The 16,279-nt window shown below is 70.1% G+C and carries 18 protein-coding genes; 13 read left to right on the forward strand and 5 right to left on the reverse strand.

The features are described 5' to 3' along the window. Positions 1-3 precede the first annotated feature (3 nt). Positions 4-867, forward strand: a complete 864-nt coding sequence (locus tag ACTOWL_RS31985) for an NAD(P)-dependent oxidoreductase (RefSeq protein ID WP_441325340.1) — start codon at positions 4-6, stop codon at positions 865-867. 83 nt (positions 868-950) lie between these two features. Next, a complete protein-coding gene (locus tag ACTOWL_RS31990; protein WP_441325341.1) occupies positions 951-1,469 on the forward strand; it encodes an Mpo1 family 2-hydroxy fatty acid dioxygenase in 519 nt (172 codons plus the stop codon). Here the strand turns inward: ACTOWL_RS31990 and ACTOWL_RS31995 are convergent. From ACTOWL_RS31995 to rph, 3 genes are all read right to left on the reverse strand, one after another. Then, the gene (locus ACTOWL_RS31995; RefSeq protein WP_441325342.1) at positions 1,457-1,816 is read right to left on the reverse strand and encodes a GFA family protein; all 360 of its coding nucleotides are present in this window, start codon (positions 1,814-1,816) and stop codon (positions 1,457-1,459) included. The two genes, ACTOWL_RS31990 and ACTOWL_RS31995, sit on opposite strands and share 13 nt — an antisense overlap. A gap of 61 nt (positions 1,817-1,877) precedes the next feature. Next, positions 1,878-2,459: a hypothetical protein gene (locus ACTOWL_RS32000; RefSeq protein ID WP_441325343.1), complete on the reverse strand. Its 582-nt coding sequence runs from the start codon at positions 2,457-2,459 to the stop codon at positions 1,878-1,880. Positions 2,460-2,543: 84 nt separating this feature from the next. Further along, positions 2,544-3,263 carry a ribonuclease PH gene (rph, locus tag ACTOWL_RS32005; protein WP_441325344.1) on the reverse strand — a complete coding sequence of 240 codons (720 nt, stop codon included), beginning with the start codon at positions 3,261-3,263 and terminating at the stop codon, positions 2,544-2,546. Positions 3,264-3,377: 114 nt separating this feature from the next. Between rph and hrcA the strand changes: the two genes are divergently transcribed. The 11 genes from hrcA to ACTOWL_RS32060 all read left to right on the forward strand — a co-directional run bounded on the left by hrcA (position 3,378) and on the right by ACTOWL_RS32060 (position 13,603). After that, entirely contained in the window at positions 3,378-4,478 is a 1,101-nt protein-coding gene (gene hrcA, locus ACTOWL_RS32010; protein WP_441325345.1) for a heat-inducible transcriptional repressor HrcA, read from the forward strand. A 14-nt stretch (positions 4,479-4,492) separates the two neighbouring features. Next, positions 4,493-5,086, forward strand: a complete 594-nt coding sequence (gene grpE, locus ACTOWL_RS32015; RefSeq protein ID WP_441325346.1) for a nucleotide exchange factor GrpE — start codon at positions 4,493-4,495, stop codon at positions 5,084-5,086. Further along, positions 5,086-5,214, forward strand: coding sequence for a hypothetical protein (locus tag ACTOWL_RS32020; RefSeq protein ID WP_441325347.1), 129 nt, complete (start codon positions 5,086-5,088; stop codon positions 5,212-5,214). Before grpE ends, ACTOWL_RS32020 begins: the two co-directional genes overlap by 1 nt. 123 nt (positions 5,215-5,337) lie before the next feature. After that, positions 5,338-6,774: an ATP-binding protein gene (locus tag ACTOWL_RS32025; RefSeq protein ID WP_441325348.1), complete on the forward strand. Its 1,437-nt coding sequence runs from the start codon at positions 5,338-5,340 to the stop codon at positions 6,772-6,774. A gap of 109 nt (positions 6,775-6,883) precedes the next feature. Continuing rightward, positions 6,884-7,906: a substrate-binding domain-containing protein gene (locus tag ACTOWL_RS32030; RefSeq protein ID WP_441325349.1), complete on the forward strand. Its 1,023-nt coding sequence runs from the start codon at positions 6,884-6,886 to the stop codon at positions 7,904-7,906. A 58-nt stretch (positions 7,907-7,964) separates the two neighbouring features. Next, positions 7,965-9,344, forward strand: a complete 1,380-nt coding sequence (gene pstC, locus ACTOWL_RS32035) for a phosphate ABC transporter permease subunit PstC (protein WP_441325350.1) — start codon at positions 7,965-7,967, stop codon at positions 9,342-9,344. A 10-nt stretch (positions 9,345-9,354) separates the two neighbouring features. Next, entirely contained in the window at positions 9,355-10,659 is a 1,305-nt protein-coding gene (gene pstA / locus ACTOWL_RS32040) for a phosphate ABC transporter permease PstA (protein ID WP_441325351.1), read from the forward strand. 5 nt (positions 10,660-10,664) lie between these two features. Beyond that, positions 10,665-11,480 (forward strand): phosphate ABC transporter ATP-binding protein PstB, encoded by an 816-nt coding sequence (pstB, locus tag ACTOWL_RS32045; RefSeq protein WP_441325352.1) that lies wholly within the window; start codon positions 10,665-10,667, stop codon positions 11,478-11,480. Between the two features lie 46 nt (positions 11,481-11,526). Continuing rightward, positions 11,527-12,258 (forward strand): phosphate signaling complex protein PhoU, encoded by a 732-nt coding sequence (gene phoU / locus ACTOWL_RS32050; RefSeq protein ID WP_441325353.1) that lies wholly within the window; start codon positions 11,527-11,529, stop codon positions 12,256-12,258. Further along, on the forward strand, positions 12,255-12,962 hold the full coding sequence (gene phoB, locus ACTOWL_RS32055; RefSeq protein WP_225768007.1) for a phosphate regulon transcriptional regulator PhoB: 708 nt from the start codon (positions 12,255-12,257) through the stop codon (positions 12,960-12,962). Before phoU ends, phoB begins: the two co-directional genes overlap by 4 nt. Before the next feature lie 59 nt (positions 12,963-13,021). After that, positions 13,022-13,603, forward strand: coding sequence for a class I SAM-dependent methyltransferase (locus tag ACTOWL_RS32060; protein WP_441325354.1), 582 nt, complete (start codon positions 13,022-13,024; stop codon positions 13,601-13,603). A 76-nt stretch (positions 13,604-13,679) separates the two neighbouring features. Here ACTOWL_RS32060 and ACTOWL_RS32065 read toward each other — a convergent pair whose 3' ends face one another. Continuing rightward, the gene (locus ACTOWL_RS32065) at positions 13,680-14,891 is read right to left on the reverse strand and encodes a transglycosylase SLT domain-containing protein (protein WP_441325355.1); all 1,212 of its coding nucleotides are present in this window, start codon (positions 14,889-14,891) and stop codon (positions 13,680-13,682) included. Positions 14,892-15,034: 143 nt separating this feature from the next. Next, on the reverse strand, positions 15,035-16,279 hold a 1,245-nt coding region (locus tag ACTOWL_RS32070; protein WP_441325356.1), incomplete at its 5' end, for a GNAT family N-acetyltransferase.

Consider the following 16,279-nt stretch of genomic DNA (forward strand, 5'->3'; position numbering starts at 1 on the left):
ACGATGAAGGTCGCATTCCTGGGCATGGGCGTCATGGGCGCGCCGATGGCGGGGCATCTGGTCAAGGCGGGGCACGAGGTCACCGTGTTCAACCGCACCGCGGCAAAGGCCGAAGCTTGGGCGGAGCGTCATGGCGGCCAGTGGGCGCCGACCCCGGCCGAGGCGGCGAAGGACGCCGCCATCGTGTTCATGTGCGTCGGCAACGACGACGACATCCGCTCCGTGGTCCAGGGGCCGGACGGAGCCTTCGCCGGCATGTCCGGCAGCGCCATTCTGGTCGACCACACGACGGCCTCGGCCGACATCGCCCGCGAGCTGGAGGCGGAGGCCGACAAGCTCGGCTTCGGCTTCATCGACGCGCCGGTCTCCGGTGGCCAGGCCGGGGCCGAGAACGGCGTGCTGACGGTGATGTGCGGCGGGCGCGAGCCGGTCTTCGCCGTGGCCAAGCCGGTGATCGACGGCTACGCCCGGGCCTGCACCCTGATAGGCCCGGCCGGCGCCGGCCAGCTGACCAAGATGGTCAACCAGATCTGCATCGCCGGGCTGGTCCAGGCCCTGGCCGAGGGGCTGAACTTCGCCCAGAAGGCCGGGCTCGACGGCAATCTGGTGCTCGACGTCATCTCCAAGGGCGCGGCGCAGAGCTGGCAGATGGAGAATCGCGGCCGCACCATGCTGCAGAACAAGTTCGACTTCGGCTTCGCCATCGACTGGATGCGCAAGGACCTCGGCATCTGCTTCCAGGAAGCCAGGCACAACGGCGCCCGGCTGCCGGTGACGGCGCTGGTCGACCAGTTCTACTCGGCGGTCCAGGCCAAGGCCGGCGGCCGGGTCGACACCTCGAGCCTGCTGCTGGCGCTGCAGGATTGAGGCCTTCCTGTCATCGCGAGGTGACAGATTTTTGACGTGCTCCTCCCGCGCTGGGTTTATTCTCCTGGCGGGGAGGATCGCGCATGGCTTCGGATCTGTTCGATCGCCAGATGGCGATGTACACCAGCTTCCACCGCGACGGCCGCAACCGGCTGACCCATTTCTTCGGCATCCCGGCGATCATCCTGGCGGTCTTGGTGGCCCTCGCCACCGTGCCGCTCGGCAGCATCGGCGGCTGGCCGGCGACGCTGGCCGATCTCGTCGGCCTGCTGGTCTGGCTGTTGTGGATCGCGCTCGATCTCGGGCTCGGCCTGGCCATGGCGGTGGTGGTGATCCCGGGGCTGATCATCGCCCATGCCGTGGTCGGCGGCGGTTCGAACTGGGGCACCTGGATCGTCGCCGGCATCCTGTTCGTCGGCGGCTGGGTGCTGCAGCTGGTCGGCCACGCCTATGAGGGCAAGCGGCCGGCCTTCCTGTCGAACCTGTTCCAGCTGCTGATCGGCCCGATGTTCCTGATGGCCGAGACCGCCTTCGCCCTCGGCCTGCGCCCCGGCCTGAAGCACCGGGTCGAAGCCGCGGCCGCCGCCTATCAGTCGAGATAGGTCCAGCTGTCGGCCCCGTCGAAGCGGCGCACCGGCACGGCCTCGATCTCGGCCGGGTCGATCAGCCGGGCGTTGATGGCGACCCGCGCCGGATCCCCGGCCGCCAGACCCTCCCAATGGGTGACGCAGCCGCAGGTCGGGCAGTGGTGGATCGCTAGGCTGCGGTCGCCCTGGACATAGGGCACGGTGGTGCCGGCGCCTGCCACGATGGTCAGCTGGTCGCGGGCGTAATAGGCCCACAGCGTGCCGAGGCGGCGGCAGATCGAGCAGTTGCAGGAGGTCAGCCGCTGCGGCCGCTCCGCGACCAGCAGCCGGACGGCGCCGCAATGGCAGGAGGCTTCGATCATGAGGACCTCGCGGGGTTGGCTCGGATGCCGGGATGATCCGCCCGCGGCGCCTGGACCGCAACTAAGGCCCGACCACGCCCGGCAGCTCGGCGCCGATGGCGCAGGAGTCCAGGCCCTGGATGCCCTGCCAGAGATTGCCGGCGGCGATGCTCAGAACCTCCTCCGGCACCGGCTTGCCGCCGCGGATCGCAGTGAAGCGCAGCGTCGCCTCCTCGGCATCGAGCGTCTCCTGCAGCGCCGGCGTCTCCTCCAGCGTGAAGCGCCAGGTCGGCAGGCCCGGCGACACGACCGGGATCACCACGGCGCGGCCGCCCAACTGCAACTCGGCCGTGCCCTCGGTCTCGAATCGCTCGCCCGCTTGAGCCAAGCCGGGGGCAGAGACGGTGATCTCGATCCGGCCCTGCCCGTCGCGACGCACCCATTCGGTCTGGCCGGGCTGCCGGTCCACGCGCAGGAAGCAGACATTGCCCGGCAGCCGGTACAGCACCGGGCCGCCGCCTTCGGGTGCGTAGTCGATCAGCTTCTCGGCCTGGGGCAGGGCGGTGAAGGCCCGGACGCCATCCGCCACCCCGCCGCCGACCTGCGGCAGACCCGGAATCAGGACCGTGGCGAGCGCGGTGAGCAGTGCCAGGAGGCCGAGCATCAACCCTCTCCCGCATGGTGGGGCCGCAGGATTTCACGGCCCCGGCCGCGGCTCAAGCGCCGCACCGCCGCATCCCGGAGGGCCTCAACCCTCGCCCAGCGCCGCCTTCTGGATCGCCGCCAGCTCGGCCGTGCCCGTCTCGGCCAGCGCCAGCAGCGCCTCGAACTCGGCCCGGCTGAACGGGGTCTGCTCCGCCGTCGCCTGCACCTCGACCAGCCCGCCCTTGCCGGTGATGACGAAGTTGGCGTCGGCCTGGGCGCTCGAATCCTCGGCGTAGTCGAGGTCCAGCACCGCCTGGCCCTGGTGCAGGCCGCAGGAGATGGCGGCGACGCTGTCGGTCAGCGGCAGCGCCTTGAGCTTGCGGATCTGCACCAGGTGGCGCAGCGCCAGCACCAGGGCGACATAGCCGCCGGTGATCGCGGCGGTGCGGGTGCCGCCATCGGCCTGCAGCACGTCGCAATCGACCTTGATCTGGATCTCGCCCAGCGCCTTCAGGTCGGTGACGGCGCGCAGCGACCGGCCGATCAGGCGCTGGATCTCCTGGGTCCGCCCGGTCTGCTTGCCGCGCGCGGCCTCGCGGTCGGTGCGCTGGTCGGTGGCGCGCGGCAGCATGCCGTATTCCGCCGTGACCCAGCCCTTGCCGCCGTTCTTCAGCCAGGACGGCACCCGGTCGTCGACCGAGGCGGTGCACAGCACATGGGTGTCGCCGAACTTCACCAGGCACGAGCCCTCGGCGTATTTGTTGACGTCGGTCTCGAGGCGGATGGCGCGCAGGGCGTCGATGGCGCGTCCGGACGGTCGCATGGGGTCGCTTTCTGTTCTCGGCGAGGGTCGCGCACGCTATCCTCGCAGATCCTGCCCGTAAAGCCCGGCACGTTGATTCGGGTCGAACGGCCCCTACATAGCGTGGCGACGGCCATGAGCATGCTGAACGAACTCTCGACCCGATCCGGCGGCCAGGCGTTCCGGGACCTCGACGAGCGCTCGCGGGAGATCTTCCGCCAGATCGTCGACGCCTATGTCCAGTCCGGCGAGCCGGTGGGCAGCCGCACCCTGTCGCGCCGGCTCGGCATGTCGCTGTCGCCGGCGACGATCCGCAACGTCATGGCGGATCTCGAGGATGCCGGCCTGCTCTACGCGCCGCACACCTCGGCCGGGCGGCTGCCGACCGATGCCGGCCTGCGCCTGTTCGTGCACGGGCTGATGCAGCTCGGCGATGTCGGCGAGAGCGAGCGGGCCTCGATCGAGGCGATGTGCGCCCAGGCCGGGCGCGGCGTGTCCGAGATGCTGGAGGAGGCGACCTCGGCCCTGTCCGGCCTCTCCGCCTGCGCCGGGCTGGTGCTGGCGCCGAAGACCGACCGGCCGCTGAAGCATATCGAGTTCGTCAACCTGTCGCCGGGCCGCGCCCTGGTGGTGCTGGTCACCGAGGACGGCATGGTCGAGAACCGCGTGCTCGAGGTGCCGCTGGGCCTGCCGGCCTCGACCTTCGTCCACGTCACCAACTACCTCAACGCCCGCATCGTCGGCCGCACCATGGGCGAGGCCCGGGCCGAGGTGCTGGACGAGATCGAGACCCAGAAGAGCCAGCTCGACAGCCTCGCGGCCAAGGTGGTCTCGGCCGGCCTCGCCACCTGGAGCGGCGGCGGGGGCGGCACGCTGATCGTCAAGGGTCAGTCCCGCCTGCTCAACGACGTCACGGCGCTGGAGGATCTGGAGCGCATCCGCAACCTGTTCCAGGCGCTGGAGACCAAGGAGGCGATGCTCAAGATGCTCGACGCGGCCAATGCCGCCGAGGGCGTGCAGATCTTCATCGGCGCTGAGAACGGGCTGTTCAGCCACACCGGCTGCTCGATGATCATCGCCCCGTACAAGGGCGGCGACCAGCGCGTGGTCGGCGCCGTCGGCGTGATCGGGCCGACCCGGCTGAACTATGCGCGCATCATCCCGATGGTCGACTACACCGCGAAGATGATAGGCCGTCTCCTCAGAACCAACGAGACCACGAACCAGGTAGCATGATGCACAACAAGACGATGTCCGCCGAGCCCCGCCCCGAGGCGATGGAGCCGGAGACCGGGGCCGCCGGGCCCGAGGTCGAGGGTGTCGCCGAATCCGAGACCGCTGGGATCACTGACGATGCGGCGCTGGCCGGGGCGCTCGAGCGCATCGCGGAGCTCGAGGCCGAGACCGGCAAGCTGAAGGACCAGGCGCTGCGCGCTTTGGCCGAGACCGAGAACATCCGCCGCCGGTCGGAGCGCGAGCGCGAGGACACGGCGAAATACGCCATCAGCAGCTTCGCCAAGTCGCTGCTGGACGCCGCCGACAACCTGCGCCGCGCCATCGACGCGGTGCCGGCCGGGGCGGTCGAGGCGGATGCGGCGCTGAAGACCCTGGTCGACGGCGTCGCCGCCACCGAGCGCCAGCTGCTGGCCGCCTTCGAGCGCCACGGCGTGACCCGGATCGAGCCGGTCGGCGAGACCTTCGACCCGAACTTCCACCAGGCCATGTTCGAGCTGCCGGGCACCGGCAAGCCGGCCGGCACCATCGTCCAGGTGATCCAGCCCGGCTATGTGCTGCAGGGCCGGCTGCTGCGCCCGGCCATGGTCGGCGTGGCCCGGGGCGAATGATGCGGCGCCTCGGCCTTGTCGCGGTGCTGCTGGCGGTGGCGGTCGGCGCCGCCGCCTGCGAGCGGTCGGAGAAGCCGGCCCGCGGCCCCTATATGGGCGTCGGCGCCGGCGTGTCCGTCCCCTCCTGACGCATGGCGGCACCGGCTGCCATGCCACAGCTGGCGACACGAAACCGTCATCGAGCATGAGTAGCGTCGCCGCGTCCCGCGTGATCGCGGTATTCTGGGGCTCGGTGTTCGAGGCGCGTGCGCATGTCCGGTCCGATCTATCGCCACCTGTTCGGCATCGGGGTGATCGCCGCCCTGGTGATCGCGCTGCTGCTGCTGTCGGCCGGCGCTGACGGGATCGGCGTCTGGCTGGCGGCGGCCGGGGTGGCGGCGGTGGTCGGCGTCGCCGGCATCTTCGCCTGGCGCCTGCTGCGCGACCTCGACCTGCTGCGCCGCCACATCGAGGCCTCGACCGCCGAGGCGCCGGAGCGGCCGCCACGGCCCTCGACCGAGATCGGCCAGATCCTGTTCCTGCACCTGCAGCGGCTGCAGCGCCACGCCCGCGGCCGCGAGCGCAGCCTGGCGGTCGAGCTGCAGACCGCGTCGGAGATCCTGGAGGCGCAGGAGGACCCGATCCTGGTCCTGGCCGGCGACCGCAGCGTGCTGCGCGCCAACGGCGCCGCCGAGCGGCTGTTCGGCGACCGGCTGCTGGGCCGCGACATGGCCGAGGCGATCCGCCATCCGGAGATCGTGGCCGCGGTCGACGCCGTCCTCGCCGGCGGCCCGATGCTGACCGTGCAACTGAACCTGCCGGTGCCGATCGAGCGCGAATTCGAGGTCCGGATCCAGCGCTTCGAGCGGCGCGGCGATGCCGGGGAGCGGGAGACGGGCGACCGGCCCGAGCCGGCGCTGCTGGTCACCTTCTACGACCTCACCGCCACCAAGCGGGTCGAGCAGATGCGGGCCGATTTCGTCGCCAATGCCAGCCACGAGCTGCGCACGCCGCTGTCCAGCCTGATGGGCTTCATCGAAACGCTGCGCGGGCCGGCGCGGGACGATGCGGCGGCGCGGGAACGCTTCCTCGGCATCATGCAGCAGCAGGCCGAGCGGATGTCGCGGCTGGTCAACGACCTTCTGTCGCTGTCGCGGATCGAGTTGGACGAGCATGTGCCGCCGACCGGGCGGGTCGCGGTCGGCCCGCTGCTGCAGTCGGTGGCCGATGCGCTCGAGCTCAAGGCCCAGCGCAAGGCGCAGCGACTCGAGCTCGACCTGGCGCCCGACCTGCCCGAGGTGGTCGGGGATTCGGACCAGCTGTACCAGGTGTTCCAGAACCTGGTGTCGAACGCGATCAACTACGGCCGGCAGGACAGCATCGTCGGCATCTCCGCCCGGACCTCGGGGGCGGCGCGGGGCGCCGGGCTCGTCGTCAGCGTCCGGGATCAGGGCGAGGGCATCGCCCGCGAGCACCTGCCGCGGCTGACCGAGCGCTTCTACCGGGTCGACCCGGCGCGCAGCCGCGCCGTCGGCGGCACCGGCCTCGGCCTGGCCATCGTCAAGCACATCGTCAGCCGCCATCGTGGCCGGCTGGAGATCGATAGCGAGGTCGGTCGCGGCAGCGTTTTCACCGTGCATCTGCCCGCCGCCCCAGGCGGCAAGCCGGTCGGCCGGGCCCTTCACAAAACTGTAACCGAATTGTCGTAAAAGCGTCGGTGGCGGCGACTATAGCCTGCACCCTGAAACGGCTTCGGCTGTTCGATCGCAGGCCTTCCGCCTTGCGGTTCATGCCATTCTGCGTGGAAAGGCTTCCCACATGAAAAAGACACTCGCCCTGGCCGTCCTCGCCCTGGCGGCCACCGCCGGCGTGGCCCAGGCGCGCGACCAGATCCAGGTTGCCGGTTCCTCGACCGTCCTGCCCTTCGCCAACGTCGTGGCCGAGGCCTTCGGCCAGGCCTTCTCCGGCAAGTTCAAGGCGCCGATCGTCGAGTCGGGCGGCACCGGCGGCGGCCTGAAGTCGTTCTGCACGGGCGTGGGCGAGACCACCATCGACATCGCCAACGCCTCGCGGGCGATCAACAAGGCCGAGTTCGAATCCTGCGTCAAGGCCGGTGTCAAGGACATCATCCAGGTCAAGATCGGCTATGACGGCATCGTCTTCGCCTCGATCGCCAGCGGTCCGAAGTTCACGCTGACCACCGCCCAGCTGTGGAAGGCGATCGCTGCCAAGGTGGTGGTCGACGGCAAGGTCGTCGACAACCCGTACAAGAGCTGGAAGGAGGTCGATGCGAGCCTTCCTGACCAGGCGATCCTGACCTTCGTCCCGGCCGAGAACCACGGCACCCGCGAGGTCTTCGTCGAGAAGGTGCTGACCGGCGGCTGCAACGCGGACGCGACCGCCAAGGCGCTCACCGGGGACGAGAAGAAGGCCGTCTGCGCCACCGTGCGCAAGGACGGGCTCTCGGTCGACATCGCCGGCGACTACACCGAGACGCTGGCGCGGATCCAGAGCAGCCAGAACGCGGTCGGCGTGTTCGGCCTGAGCTTCTACGAAGAGAACAAGGACAAGGTCCAGGTCGCGACCGTCAACGGCATCGTCCCGACCGCGGAGACCGTGGCCTCGGGCGAGTATCCGGTGTCGCGGCCGCTGTTCTTCTACGTCAAGAAGGCGCATCTCGGCTCGATCCCGGGCCTCAAGGAATACGTCACCTTCTTCCTCAGCGACCAGATGGTCGGTGACGAGGGCGCCCTGGTCGAGAAGGGCCTGATCCCGATGCCGGCGAACGAGCTGAAGGACCAGCGCAACGCCGCCAATGCCGGCACCACGCTGAGCATGTGATCGTCCGGCGGGGCCGCCCAGCGCGGCCCCGCCAATTTTTCTCTGGCGCGAGACAGATATGTCCCTGCCCGTGATCTTTGCTGTCATCCTGGTGCTGATGGCGGCCGGCTATCAGATCGGGCTTCGCCGCTCCGTCGCGGTGGCCGGCGGCCGCCCCGGCGATCTGCATTCCCGGCCGGGCGCCTATGGCGCCTATGTTGCGCTGTGGGCCGGTTTGCCGGCTCTGGTCCTGCTCGCGCTCTGGCTGATCTTCCAGCCCATCATCATCTCCGCGGTGGTCGACGGCATGCTGCCCGACACCGTGCGCAACCTGCCTTCCGACCAGCTCGGCCTGATCAAGGGATCGATCCAGAACCTGGCGGCAGGCGGCATCGTCTCCGGCGACGCCGAGCCCTACATGCGCGCCGCGGCGGACGAGATGATCCGCCTGCAGTCGCTCGGGCGGATGCTGATGATCGCCGCCGTCCTGGTCCTCGCCGCGGTCGGCGTGTTCTTCGCGCTCCGCCGCATCTCCAAGACCTTCCGGGCGCGCAACCGGGTCGAGACCGCCACGCTCGGCCTTCTGATCATCTGCTCCGGCATCGCCATCGTCACCACGATCGGCATCGTGCTGTCGATGCTGTTCGAGGCGCTGCACTTCTTCACCATGGTGCCGCCCCAGGACTTCTTCTTCGGCCTGGTCTGGGACCCGGGCTTCGCCGGGGCGGGCAGCGAGGAAGTCGCCGGCCGCTTCGGGCTCATCCCGGTGCTGTGGGGCACCATCTTCATCTCGGCCATCGCCATGCTGGTGGCGGTGCCGATCGGCCTACTGGCCGCGATCTACCTGTCGGAATACGCCGACCGGCGCGTCCGCGCCTGGATCAAGCCGATCCTGGAGATCCTCGCCGGCATCCCGACGGTGGTCTACGGCTTCTTCGCCCTGACCACGGTCGGCCCGTTCCTGCGCGACGCCGGCGCCGGGATCGGGCTCGATGTCTCGGCCACCAGCGCGCTCAACGCCGGGCTGGTGATGGGGATCATGATCATCCCCTTCGTCTCCTCGCTGTCCGACGACATCATCAACGCCGTCCCCCAGCGCCTGCGCGACGGGTCCTACGGCCTCGGCGCGACGCGGTCGGAGACGATCCGCCACGTGGTGCTGCCGGCGGCCCTTCCGGGCATCGTCGGCGCCGTCCTGCTGGCGGTCAGCCGCGCCATCGGCGAGACCATGATCGTGGTCATGGCGGCGGGCCTGGCCGCCAATCTGACGCTGAACCCGTTCGAATCCGTGACCACGGTCACGGTCAAGATCGTCAAGCAGCTGACCGGCGACCTGGCCTTCAACAGCCCGCAGGCGCTGGTCGCCTTCGCTCTGGGGCTGACCCTTTTCGTGGTCACGCTCTGCCTCAACATTGTCGCCCTGCAGATCGTGCGCAAATATCGGGAACACTATGAGTGAGGCAGACCTGATGAACGGTGCCCAGCCGCGCGCGGTGACCCACGTCACCAAGCAGGCCGCCTTCATGGCGAAGCTGAGGCGTCGGCACGCGGCGGAGGCGCGCTTCCGCCTCTATGGCATCGCCGCGATCGCGGTGGCGATCTGCTTCCTGGTCGTGCTGTTCATCTCGATCATCGGCCAGGGCTACACCGCCTTCACGCAGTCGGCGCTCCGGCTGGAGGTGACCTTCGATCCGGAGGTGATCGACCCGTCCGGCCAGCGCGATCCCACCGCCCTGATGACCGCCGATTACGACCAGATCGCGCGCGACGCCCTGCGCAAGCAGATCACCGTCGAGAGCGCGGCCGACCGCCGGAAGTCGAACGGCCTGCTCAGCCGCGGCGCGCCGATCGTGCTGCGCGACATGGTGCAGGCCGATCCGTCGGTCATCGGCTCCACCCGCACGGTCTGGGTCCCGGCGCATGGCGACGTCGACGCCCTGATCAAGGGCCAGATCTCCCGCGACCTGCCGGAGGCCCAGCGCCGCCTCGACGACCAGCAGACGGCCTGGGTCGACCAGCTGGCCGCGGCCGGCACGCTGGAGCGCCGCTTCAACTGGGCGCTGTTCACCTCCGGCGCGTCGAGCAATCCGGAGCTGGCCGGCATCGGCGTCGCCGCCCTCGGCTCGGCCTATATGATGCTGATCGTGCTGGCGCTGGCGCTGCCGATCGGCGTGCTGGCGGCGGTCTATCTCGAGGAGTTCGCCAGGAAGAACCGCTGGACCGACCTGATCGAAGTCAACATCAACAACCTCGCCGCGGTCCCGTCCATCGTGTTCGGTCTGCTCGGGCTGGCCGTCTTCATCAACTTCTTCGGCCTGCCGCGGTCGGCGCCGCTGGTCGGCGGCCTGGTGCTGACGCTCCTGACCCTGCCGACCATCATCATCACCACGCGCGCCTCGATCCGCGCGGTGCCGCCCTCGATCAAGCAGGCCGCGCTGGGCCTCGGCGCCTCGCGCATGCAGGCGATGTTCCATCACACCCTGCCGCTCGCGGCGCCCGGCATCCTGACCGGCACGATCCTCGGCCTGGCCCATGCGCTCGGCGAAACCGCGCCGCTGCTGATGATCGGCATGGTCGCCTTCGTGGTCGGCTACCCGGCCACGCCGCTCGACCCGGCCACGGCCCTGCCGGTGCAGGTCTACATGTGGTCCGGCGCGGCGGAGCGCGGCTTCGTCGAGCGGACCTCGGCCGGAATCATCGTCCTGCTCGTCTTCCTGATCATCATGAACAGCTTCGCGGTTTGGCTGCGCAGCAAGTTCGAACGCCGGTGGTGAACCCCATGACCGTGATCCAGACAATCGTCCCGCATGCCGCAAACCCGGCGGCCGCGGCCGGGTCGGCCCCGAAGATGGTGGCGCGCGACGTCAAGGTCTTCTACGGCCAGAAGGAGGCGCTGCACAGCGTCAGTGTCGACCTGCTGGAGAACGAGGTGCTGGCCTTGATCGGCCCCTCGGGTTGCGGCAAGTCCACCTTCCTGCGCTGCCTCAACCGCATGAACGACACGATCGACGGCGCCCGGGTCGAGGGCTCCATCATCCTCGACGGCGAGGACATCTACGACAAGCGGCTGGACGTGGTGCAGCTGCGCGCCCGGGTTGGCATGGTGTTCCAGAAGCCGAACCCATTCCCGAAGTCGATCTTCGACAACGTCTCCTACGGCCCGCGGATCCACGGTTTCGCCAGCCGCCGCGACGAGCTGGAGGCGATCGTCGAGAAGAGCCTGATCGGCGCCGGGCTGTGGAAGGAGGTCCGGGATCGGCTGGCCGAGCCCGGCACCGGCCTGTCCGGCGGCCAGCAGCAGCGCCTGTGCATCGCCCGCGCCATCGCCTGCAGCCCGGAGGTCATCCTGATGGACGAGCCCTGCTCGGCCCTGGACCCGATCGCGACCGCGCATATCGAGGAGCTGATCGACGAGCTGCGGCGCGAATACACCATAGCGATCGTCACCCACAACATGCAGCAGGCGGCCCGCGTCAGCCAGCGCACCGCCTTCTTCCATCTCGGCGACCTGGTCGAGGTCGGCGCCACCGAAGAGATCTTCACCAACCCGCGGGACGAGCGGACCCAGGGCTACATCACCGGCCGCTTCGGCTGACCTCGGCCCCGACCGACCCGCCCACCAACAACCGGAACCGCCGTTCATGTCCAGCGAGCACATCGTCAAATCCTTCGACCAGGAACTGGAGACGCTGCGCCGCACCATCGTGCAGATGGGTGGCCTGGCCGAAAGCCAGCTCGAGTTGGCGATCCAGGCCGTGGTCCGCCGCGACGCCGACCTCGCCGGCCGGGTGATGCGCAGCGACGAGCAGATGGACGCCTATGAGGCGTCCATCGACTCCGTGGCGATCCGGTCTCTGGCGCTGCGCCAGCCGATGGCGGTCGATCTGCGCGAGGTGGTCTCGGCGCTCCGCATCGCCTCGGACCTGGAGCGGATCGGCGACTACTCCGCCAACATCGCCAAGCGGTCCCTGGCCCTGGCCCAGGTGCCGATGGTCCGGCCGGTGATGGCGCTGCCGCGCATGGGCCGGATGGTGCAGCAGATCATCAAGGACGTGCTCGACGCCTACACCGAGCGCGACCTGGAGAAGGCGCTGTCGGCCTGGCGCCAGGATGAATCGGTCGACGACCTCTACACCAGCATGTTCCGCGAGACCCTCACCTACATGATGGAGGATCCGCGCAACATCACCCCCTGCACCCATCTCCTGTTCATCGCCAAGAACATCGAGCGGATCGGCGACCACGCCACCAACATCGCCGAGCTGATCCACTTCCTGCTCACAGGCAAGCCGGTGACGGATGTGCGGCCGAAGGGCGACGCCAGTTCCTTCACCGTCGTCACCCCCGAGGCCAAGCCGGAGGAGAACGCATGAGGGCCGGCATCCAGCCGCTGGTTCTGGTGGTCGAGGACGAAGTCGACCTCGTCACCCTCCTGACCTACAACCTCGAGCGCGAAGGCTTCCGCGTCCTCGCCGCCTATGACGGCGAAGAGGCGCTGCTGCTGGCCAGCGAGCAGCGGCCGGACCTGGTGCTGCTCGACTGGATGCTGCCGCATCTCTCCGGCATCGAGGTCTGCCGCCAGCTGCGCCGCGGCGCCAAGACCCGCGACATCCCGGTGATCATGCTGACCGCGCGGGGCGAGGAGGGGGACCGCGTCCGCGGCCTCGATTCCGGCGCCGACGACTACGTCGCCAAGCCGTTCTCGACGCCGGAGCTGATGGCCCGGATCAAGGCGGTGCTGCGCCGCACCTCGCCGTCCAGCGCCGGCGACATCCTCAGCTACGCCGATCTCAGCATGGATCTCGGCGGCCACCGCGTCCGCCGCGGCAACCGCGACGTCCATCTCGGCCCGACCGAGTTCCGCCTGCTGCGCCACTTCATGCAGCATCCCGGCCGGGTGTTCAGCCGCGAGCAGTTGCTCGACATCGTCTGGGGCCACGACGTCTATGTCGAGCCGCGCACCGTCGACGTCCATATCCGCCGCCTGCGCAAGGCGCTGAACGACGACAGCGAGATCGACCTGATCCGCACCGTTCGCTCCGCCGGCTACTCGCTGGACGTCCAGGCGCAGGCCTGAGCCCGGGAACTCTCTGCAAAGACAGACGGTTGTCCCGACGAACGGCACGGAGGTGTCGAATGAGCAAGGATTCCTGGCTGTATGTCCGGTTGTGGTTCCGCTCGCCGCTGAAGGTCGCGGCCTGGGCGCCGTCCGGCCCCGCCGTGGCCCGCGCCTTCGCCCGGCACATCGACCCCCGCTGCAGCGACCCGGTGCTCGAGCTCGGTGCCGGCACCGGCAGCCTCACCGAAGGGTTGCTGGCAACCGGGCTGCCGCCGCAGAAGCTGGTGGTGGTCGAGAAGATGCCCGAATTCTGCACCGTGCTGCGCCGGCGCTTCCCCGGCGTCACGGTGCTGGAGGGCGACGTGGCCGAGATCGGCCCGATGCTGGACGCGGCGGGGATCCGCCGGCTGTCGATGGTGGCGTCCAGCCTGCCGATAATCTGGTTCCCGCTCGATCTGCAGCGGCAGATCATCGACGCCGCCTTTGCCCGCATGGGGCGGTCGGGGCGCTTCCTGCAGCTGACCAACCAGATCCTGTCGCCGCTGCCGCGGCGCAAGCTGGGGCTGCAGGGCCGGATGGTCGATTTCGTCTGGCGCAACCTGCCGCCGCTCGGCGCCTGGAGCTATCGCCGCCCCGCCGGCCTGCCCGACGCGGCCTGAGACCGGCGCACCCGGCCTCCCAAAGAAAAAGCCCGCGCCACCCTTCGGCGGCGCGGGCTTTCTTGTGAGCAGACGGTCAGTTGCCCGGTGCGCTCGGCACGAACCAGCCGGTGGGCAGGCCGTTGGACTGGCGCCGCGGCTCGCCGGCGTCGGCGACCTGCTGCGGCGCCGGGGCGCGCGCGGGCTTGGCCGACGCGGCGACGCGGACCGGCGGGGCGTCGGGGATCGGCGCCATCCGGGTCGGCGCCACCGCCGCGCGGGGCGTCGGCACATCCGGGATCGGCGCCATGCGCACCGGCGCCGGACGGACGACCGGGGCTGCGGCGGCGACCTGGGTGCTGCCGTCGGGGATCGGGGCCATCCGCACCGGGGCCGGGGCGACCTGGCGCGCTACCGGGGCGGCCGCGGCAACCTGGGTGGCGCCGTCGGGGATCGGTTGCATCCGCACCACGCCGGGCTGCGGCACCACGCGGACCGGCGGCAGCACCGAGGCGACCACAGTGCTCGACCCGTCCGGGATCGGCTGCATCGCGGCGACCACGGTGGTGTTCCGGGTCGACGAGCCATCGGGAATCGGCCGCATCGCCGCGACCACCGTGGTGTTCCGCATTGACGAGCCGTCCGGGATCGGCTGCATCGCCGCCACCACGGTGGTGTTGCGCCGCGAGGAGCCGTCGGGGATCGGCGCCATGCGGATCGGCGCCGGCACCTTCTGCTGGATCTGGGCGGCGGCGTACTGGGTCATCCGGTCGCTGCCGCCCTGGCCCGGCATGATGCCGGCGATCTGCGGCGCGATGATGTCCATGTAGCGCTCGGTCTCGCGCGGCAGCGGCCGGCCTTCCTCGACATACTGGCGGTACCGCTCCGGCCCGGCATTGTAGGCGCCGAGGAAGCCGGGATAGCCGTACAGGTCGTACATCTCGCGGATATAGGCGGCGCCGGCCAGGATGTTGTCGCGCGGCTCATAGGCGTCGGGACCCAGGCCGTGGGAGTAGCGCAGCTCATCATAGGTGCCGGGCATGACCTGCATCAGCCCCATGGCGCCGGCATGGCTGGTGATCGGCTGGCCGCCCTTCCAATGGGTCTGGCCGCCGCTCTCCACATGCATCACCGCGCGGATCCACTCCTCGGGGATGTCGAAGCGGCGCGAGGCGTCGTGGATCTCGACGCCCCAGGGGCCGCTGGCGACAAAGGGTTTCGGCTTCGGCGCCTCGGCGCAGGCGGCAAGCAGCCCTGCGAGCAAGGCCGTGGCCGCAACCATCCTGGTCCAGCGGATTGTCCCTGGCATCTTCCCCTCCAAGCTCCCCCAAAACCAAAAGCCCGGCAGCGTCGCCGCGGGCCAAAATTAACGCAGGCCCTCAACTTATACGGACAAGTGCTTCATTCAAAGAGGAAAAACGCAAACACCTATCCCCCTGGGTCACGGATTTCCTAGGCGGAATGCTGACTGAGAGCGGGCAGATCGTCGAGCGAAATCGTCACGTGAATGATGCCGGGCTCGTCCGGCACGTCGGCGCGGGCAAATCCAAGCTCCCCGGCCATGCGCAGCATGGTCACGTTTTCCCGCAGCACCTCGCCGAAGATCCGCTTCAGGCCGCGGCTGCGGGCATAGTCGATGATCTCGGTCATCAGCCGGTGGCCGAGGCCCTGGCCCTTGAGGTCGGAGCGCACCATGATGCCGTATTCCGCGGTCTCGCCGTCCGGGTCGGCGATGATGCGCACCGCGCCCAGGATCACCCGCCGCCCGTCCTCCTCGGCCTCGGCCGCCAGCGCCATCTCGCGGTCATAGTCGAGCTGGGTCAGCCGGGCGGCGAATTCATGGCTGAAGCTGCGCATGGCGCTGAAGAAGCGCAGCCGCACATCCTCGGGGCTGGAGCGCTGCAGCATCTCCTGGATCGCCGGCTCGTCCTCCGGCCGCACCGGCCGCAGCGTGACCTCGCGCCCGTCGCGCAGCGCCAGGCGCTGCACCAGCCGCTGCGGATAGGGCCGGATGGCGAAGCGCGGCGTGCCCGGCGGCAGCGGCGGCTGCACCCGGATCGCGGCGCCGGGCGCCAGCACGCCGGCAGCACCGGCCAGCAGCGGGTTGATCCGCAGCGCCGCCACCTCGGACAGGTCGGCGGCCAGCTGCGACAGCTTGACCAGAGTCAGCGCCACGGCGTCCAGGTCGGCCGCCGGCCGGCCGCGATAGCCCTGCAGCAGCCGCCACACCCGGGCGCGCATCATCAGGTCGCGCGCCAGCACGGCGTTCAGCGGCGGCAGGGCGGCGACGCCGTCATGCAGCAGCTCGGCCGCGGCGCCGCCCTGGCCGAACAGCAGCACCGGGCCGAACAGCGGGTCCTCGTCGATCCCCAGCACCAGCGGATGCGCGTCGGCCAGGGGCGCGGCGCCCTCCGGCACCAGCGGGATGCGATAGGCGTCCAGCACCGACCGCGCCTCGGCCGGGGTCAGCTCGGCCCGGCCCTCCGCCAGCGCCGCCGCGATCGCCGCCTGGGCGGCCTCGGTGTCCGGCTGGAACTCCTCTGGCAGGGCCGGCGGCGTCTGCATCAGCAGCACCTGGTTCCGCCGGTGCCGGGCCAGATGCATGAAGGCGCGCGCCGCCTGGCCGGGCGTGTCATAGGCGGGGATATGGGCCTCGGCGAACAGGCGCCCGGTCTCGGCGGCGGCGCCCAGCCAGCT

This window comes from Inquilinus sp. CA228 (assembly GCF_052078665.1).
In the GTDB taxonomy this organism is placed as follows: Bacteria; Pseudomonadota; Alphaproteobacteria; order DSM-16000; family Inquilinaceae; genus Inquilinus.

What these genes read in the sequence shown, in the direction of transcription:
- ACTOWL_RS31985 (WP_441325340.1), top strand. Translation starts at nt 4, where the DNA reads ATGAAGGTCGCATTCCTGGGCATGGGCGTCATGGGCGCGCCGATGGCG.
- ACTOWL_RS31990 (WP_441325341.1), top strand. Translation starts at nt 951, where the DNA reads ATGGCTTCGGATCTGTTCGATCGCCAGATGGCGATGTACACCAGCTTC.
- ACTOWL_RS31995 (WP_441325342.1), bottom strand. Translation starts at nt 1,816, where the DNA reads ATGATCGAAGCCTCCTGCCATTGCGGCGCCGTCCGGCTGCTGGTCGCG.
- ACTOWL_RS32000 (WP_441325343.1), bottom strand. Translation starts at nt 2,459, where the DNA reads ATGCTCGGCCTCCTGGCACTGCTCACCGCGCTCGCCACGGTCCTGATT.
- rph (WP_441325344.1), bottom strand. Translation starts at nt 3,263, where the DNA reads ATGCGACCGTCCGGACGCGCCATCGACGCCCTGCGCGCCATCCGCCTC.
- hrcA (WP_441325345.1), top strand. Translation starts at nt 3,378, where the DNA reads ATGAGCATGCTGAACGAACTCTCGACCCGATCCGGCGGCCAGGCGTTC.
- grpE (WP_441325346.1), top strand. Translation starts at nt 4,493, where the DNA reads ATGTCCGCCGAGCCCCGCCCCGAGGCGATGGAGCCGGAGACCGGGGCC.
- ACTOWL_RS32020 (WP_441325347.1), top strand. Translation starts at nt 5,086, where the DNA reads ATGCGGCGCCTCGGCCTTGTCGCGGTGCTGCTGGCGGTGGCGGTCGGC.
- ACTOWL_RS32025 (WP_441325348.1), top strand. Translation starts at nt 5,338, where the DNA reads ATGTCCGGTCCGATCTATCGCCACCTGTTCGGCATCGGGGTGATCGCC.
- ACTOWL_RS32030 (WP_441325349.1), top strand. Translation starts at nt 6,884, where the DNA reads ATGAAAAAGACACTCGCCCTGGCCGTCCTCGCCCTGGCGGCCACCGCC.
- pstC (WP_441325350.1), top strand. Translation starts at nt 7,965, where the DNA reads ATGTCCCTGCCCGTGATCTTTGCTGTCATCCTGGTGCTGATGGCGGCC.
- pstA (WP_441325351.1), top strand. Translation starts at nt 9,355, where the DNA reads ATGAACGGTGCCCAGCCGCGCGCGGTGACCCACGTCACCAAGCAGGCC.
- pstB (WP_441325352.1), top strand. Translation starts at nt 10,665, where the DNA reads ATGACCGTGATCCAGACAATCGTCCCGCATGCCGCAAACCCGGCGGCC.
- phoU (WP_441325353.1), top strand. Translation starts at nt 11,527, where the DNA reads ATGTCCAGCGAGCACATCGTCAAATCCTTCGACCAGGAACTGGAGACG.
- phoB (WP_225768007.1), top strand. Translation starts at nt 12,255, where the DNA reads ATGAGGGCCGGCATCCAGCCGCTGGTTCTGGTGGTCGAGGACGAAGTC.
- ACTOWL_RS32060 (WP_441325354.1), top strand. Translation starts at nt 13,022, where the DNA reads ATGAGCAAGGATTCCTGGCTGTATGTCCGGTTGTGGTTCCGCTCGCCG.
- ACTOWL_RS32065 (WP_441325355.1), bottom strand. Translation starts at nt 14,891, where the DNA reads ATGCCAGGGACAATCCGCTGGACCAGGATGGTTGCGGCCACGGCCTTG.